Annotated in this window: 6 protein-coding genes and 1 pseudogene; 1 reads left to right on the top strand and 6 read right to left on the bottom strand. The window is 68.6% G+C overall.

The annotated features are described in order from the left end of the window. The 3 genes and pseudogenes from HG543_RS51940 to HG543_RS51930 all read right to left on the bottom strand — a co-directional run. Positions 1–264, bottom strand: a pseudogene (locus HG543_RS51940) (hypothetical protein); the annotation flags it as partial. 16 nt (positions 265–280) lie between these two features. Next, positions 281–682 (bottom strand): hypothetical protein, encoded by a 402-nt coding sequence (locus tag HG543_RS51935; RefSeq protein ID WP_169352412.1) that lies wholly within the window; start codon positions 680–682, stop codon positions 281–283. 165 nt (positions 683–847) lie between these two features. Continuing rightward, on the bottom strand, positions 848–1,387 hold the full coding sequence (locus tag HG543_RS51930) for a nuclear transport factor 2 family protein (protein WP_169352411.1): 540 nt from the start codon (positions 1,385–1,387) through the stop codon (positions 848–850). A gap of 101 nt (positions 1,388–1,488) precedes the next feature. Here HG543_RS51930 and HG543_RS51925 point away from each other — a divergent pair, with 101 nt between their 5' ends. Next, positions 1,489–2,268, top strand: a complete 780-nt coding sequence (locus HG543_RS51925) for an alpha/beta fold hydrolase (protein WP_169352413.1) — start codon at positions 1,489–1,491, stop codon at positions 2,266–2,268. 9 nt (positions 2,269–2,277) lie between these two features. Here the strand turns inward: HG543_RS51925 and HG543_RS51920 are convergent, their stop codons facing one another. From HG543_RS51920 to HG543_RS51910, 3 genes are all read right to left on the bottom strand, one after another. Continuing rightward, positions 2,278–2,697: a hypothetical protein gene (locus HG543_RS51920; RefSeq protein WP_169352410.1), complete on the bottom strand. Its 420-nt coding sequence runs from the start codon at positions 2,695–2,697 to the stop codon at positions 2,278–2,280. A 37-nt stretch (positions 2,698–2,734) separates the two neighbouring features. Beyond that, positions 2,735–3,370: a hypothetical protein gene (locus HG543_RS51915; protein WP_169352409.1), complete on the bottom strand. Its 636-nt coding sequence runs from the start codon at positions 3,368–3,370 to the stop codon at positions 2,735–2,737. A gap of 101 nt (positions 3,371–3,471) precedes the next feature. Continuing rightward, a partial coding sequence (locus HG543_RS51910; RefSeq protein ID WP_439332623.1) for an LA_2272 family surface repeat-containing protein occupies positions 3,472–4,321 on the bottom strand: 850 nt, incomplete at its 5' end.

Genomic DNA, 4,321 nt, shown 5'->3' with positions numbered 1-4,321 from the left:
GGTCCCCACCGTCCTCATGACGCGCCGGCCCTCACCCGCGACTCCGCGCGCCCAGACCGCCGCGAGCACCCAGACGCCCGCCGTCAGCTTGATGGCGCACGCGGTGGCGAGCAGCACCCCTGCCCACACGTCTTGGCGCCGCGCCGTCCCGTCCTCCGTCGGACGCAACCACACCCACGCCATGGCGAGGCAGACGAGGTTGAGCAGCGCTTCGAGAAACGGGCCCCGCTCGACCGCGGCCGCCTCCGGGTAGACGGCATACACAGCCAGCCAAGTAGTACTAGAACACGGCGTCCCGCACGTCCTCCAGCACGGCGCAGCGGCTGGAGCCGGCTCCGGCCCCAAACCGGCCCGGGATCAGGTCGCCGAAGCTCATGCGCATGGGCTCGCCGTCGCCGACGTCGAGGAAGGTATGGTGACCCTTCCAGCCCAGGACGGCGGTCTTGTGGCCAGGCTCGTGCCGGAGCGGTGGCCAGGGCTCGCCTCTGACGTGGGGACGCAACACCTCCCAGTCGAACGAGTACCCGTCGACGGGCGCGAGCACATGGAGTTCTTCGCGATCGCCGTCGGTGTAGCGGAAGACCAGCACCTTCCAACCCTTGCCCCAGGGGCCGAGCTGCGGCGGCGGGGGCGGCCTGGCGGTGGGCTGGCGGCCGAACAGACGGCGGAGAAACCCGAGCATGAGACCAAGCTGGCAGCTTGCCAGACCCGCCGCAAGGATGGCGCGCGGCCCCCCCAAGTGGGAGCAGAGGAGGCGAGCATGGCGCTCCAGCGCATGGAGCAAACCCAAAACATCAGAGCGACTGTGTTCGCAGCGATGCCCGCCTATCGCTCCTCCCCAGCAGGGCTACTTCTTCGTGGGCGCGGGCGCCGGAGCCTTCGGTGCCGCGGGCGCATCCTTCGGCGCCGCCAGTGCCTTCTCGTAGGCGGCGATGCGCTTCGTCACCTCGCCCATGATGTCGTTGGGGATGGGCACGGACAGGTTGTACTGGGCGATCTTCCAGGTGGTGCCCTCCTTCACCAGCACGCCGCTGCCCCGGCTCGGGCCCAGGTTGGGCGTGTCCAGCGCCTCGTCGAACCAGGCGAGGCTGCCGTCCTTCGACAGGGTGATGTGACGCGACACCGGCTTGAAGCTCCAGGCCTTGCCCTTGGAGAAGTACGGCTTCGCCCAGGCGCGGAATTCGTCGCGGGACCAGCGCTCCGTGGCGTCCGTGCCGAGGAACACCGCGTCCGCCGTGAAGTGGCCGAAGTAGCGCGGCTCGTCCGCGGCGGCAGCCGCCTTGTGCCAGTCATCCAGCACGGCGGCCACGGCCGCCTTCGGGTCCGCTGCGGGTGTACCCGCAGGGGCGGCGGCGAGTACGAGGAGCAACAGGGAGACGGTCGTCACGCGGAGAGACCTCGTCAGGAAGTGGGTTCGCGGTATGAAGCGGCACGGTCCGCCCCAGGTCAAGGCTCACGGTGCGCGGATGGAAAGGCATGGGACGGACGATGGTGCTCGAATGCTTCGAGGTCGGTGAGGGCGAGGTGGCCACGGTCATGCTGCATGGCTTCCTCGGCACGGGCCGCAACCTGCGCACCCTGGCCACTTCCTGGAGCGCGGCGGACCCCAAGCGCCGCTTCCTGCTCCCCGACCTCACCGGTCATGGCACCTCCCCCGCTCTGCCTCCGACCTCGGACCTGTTCACGCTGGCTCGCGACGTGGTGGACACCGTGCGCTCCCGCGGCGTCACCGGTCCGTTCGACTGGGTGGGGCACTCGCTGGGAGGACGGGTGTCGCTCGCTGGCAGCCTCCATGTTCCCGAGGCCGTGCGGAGCGTCACCCTGCTGGACATCACTCCGGGCCCCGTGCCGGGGAATCTGTCGGAGAGCGGCATGGTGCTGGGCGTGCTCCTCCAGGCGCCGCCACGCGCGGAGAGCCGCCGGGCCATGCGCGCGGAGTTGACGGGACGTGGCCTGTCCGAGCACCTCGCGGACTGGCTGCTGATGAACCTGCACACCGAGCCGGATGGCGTGCGCTGGCGGTTCGACCGGCAGGCGCTCGCGGACCTGCACTCGCGCGTCAATGGCACGGACCTGTGGGAGGCCGTGGAGCGCCAGGGCCGGCCGCCCATGCGCTGCATCCGCGGCGGCCGGGCGAAGTACGTGTCGGACGCCGACGCGGAGCGCATGGTCGCCGCCGGATGCCCCGTGGCCACGCTCCCGGGCGCCGGACACTTCGTCCACGTGGACGCGGCGCAGGCGCTGCTGGAGTGGCTGCTGCAGGGGTGAGGCGAACGGCTATTGCTGTACCCGCAGGATGCGCCAGCCCCGGGTGTCGATGACGTAGTTGGCACCCACATCCAGGATGGGAGGCCCGCCGATGTCGCAAGCCTCCGCATTGGGGATGATGCTGACGTACATGATGGCTTCCGAACCCGGTGCCGCAGCGACGTCGTAGGATTCACGCCGGGAGAGACATTCCTGGAGCGGAGTCGCTCCCGATGGGAGCTTCCGGTCCCACGGAAGATAGTCGTCCATCGCCAACTGGATGGCCTTCAACATGGTGCCGCCGACGACCTGCCGGCCATCGAGTGGAAGCGCCAGGGGGAACTCCACACCTGCGGTTTCCGCTGCTGGCGCATGGACCGGACGAGGTGGTCGTTGAAACAGCGCACAGGCAGGAAGGAGCAGGAGAAAGGCCGGAAGTGCGTGCTTCATGGATGGTTCCTCGCTCGAAGAGTCCGCACGTCGTGGGTCATTCGTCCCCTACCGCCGTCACCAGACCGTACCTCTTGTCCTCCGGCCTGATGACACCCACCAGTTTCCAGTTCTTGTCCTTGCGCAGGTAGACCTCACCGGGGCGCTCATCGCTGTCGAGATAGGGGATGAGCTTCATGACGGTGCAGGCACGGTCGAACTGGATGCGAATGCTCCAGATCTGCGTCGCGGCAATCCGGTCGGCGGGACTCATGGGCGACGGGGACCAAGGATGACTGTGGAAGTCCCCGAGGATGACAGGACGTCCGCGCTCGTCGACGACATGACGCGGTGGAATGCACTTCTTCTGCTTCGCGGGGCCCACGGGCACTGGCTCTCCCAACGGTGACGGCATGCTGGCGTAGTACGTGCCTTCGCCCAAGGAGTAGATGGCTCCGCAGTATTCCTGGCCGTACTCACGGTCCTGAGCACGTGGCAACTTCATGATGGCAGGACACAACTGGTCGATGACCTCATCGACGTTGCTCGAAGGTTGGATGGCATCCCAAGGCCCGCGCACGTGGACATGATTGCCCGTACGCCAATGGTTCCCGGGCACGCCTGGTGCCGGCGTGTTGGAGGCACACCCCACCAGCAAGACCAACATTGCCGCGCGATTCACCCCGGAATGCATGAACGCCCTCCCACTCTCACCATGAGATACGGCACGGGGCGCCGTCCACCGCCGGACAGTGCCCCGCACCGTGTGGGTCCGCGTGTCCTGGGCGAAGCCCCTCAGATACGCACGCCGAGCAGCAACCCCGGCCACACCCGCGTCGAGTCCGGTCCTCGCCCCAGCTTCCACCGGGGCTTGAGCCAAAGGCCGGCGTCCGGGTTCTCCTCGTTGTCGTTCGGCTCGTAGGCGTTGAGCGACACGCCCGCGAAGAGGGCCAGGCGCCGCTTCAGCTCCCAGCCCGCCATGACCCGCAGCCGGCTCAGCGAGCCGAGCCCCTCCGAGCCGATGAACTGCGTCGCGAGGTCCACGTCCAGGTAGTACTGCTCCTCCGCCCCCAGCGGGAGGTGCACCCCCAGCCCCATCAGCGTGAAGGTGTGCGCCTCACGCTCCTTGAGCCGGACACCTTCCGTCACCAGCACGTACACCGTGCGGCCACCCGTCTTGATGCTCACCGACAGCGGCGCGAAGTCGTCCGCCGAGGCCTCGAAGGCGAGCCGTCCCTTGCGCACGATGCTCAAGATGCCGATGGGCACCGACACGTCGTCCGCGATGTTGATGAGCCCCAGCTGCATCCCGCGCACGTTCGCCGCCACGTTGATGAGCCCCAGCTGCACCCCGGAGACATCCCCCGAGATGTTGATGAGCCCCAACTGAGCGCCCGCGAGCCGCTCCGACAGGTTGATGCCCAGGGCGCTCTGGAGCCCCCGGAAGTCCGACGTCGCCCGGTTCGCCGTGGTGCTGAGCTGCCACCCCGTATAGGCCCCTTCCGCGATGTTGAAGACGGCGGAGAGCTGCGCGCCCGTGCCTCCCGCGAACGCGAGGTTGCCGCCCACCGCCGCCTGGAGCCCGAGCACCTCGCCGCCGGCCACGTTGGCGACGCCCGAGACCTGGAGTCCCTCCATCGTCCCG

The organism is Pyxidicoccus fallax (assembly GCF_012933655.1).
Lineage (GTDB): Bacteria > Myxococcota > Myxococcia > Myxococcales > Myxococcaceae > Myxococcus > Myxococcus fallax.
Note: the sequence above shows the minus strand (reverse complement) of the source record. Positions and strands in the feature narration are given on the sequence as shown.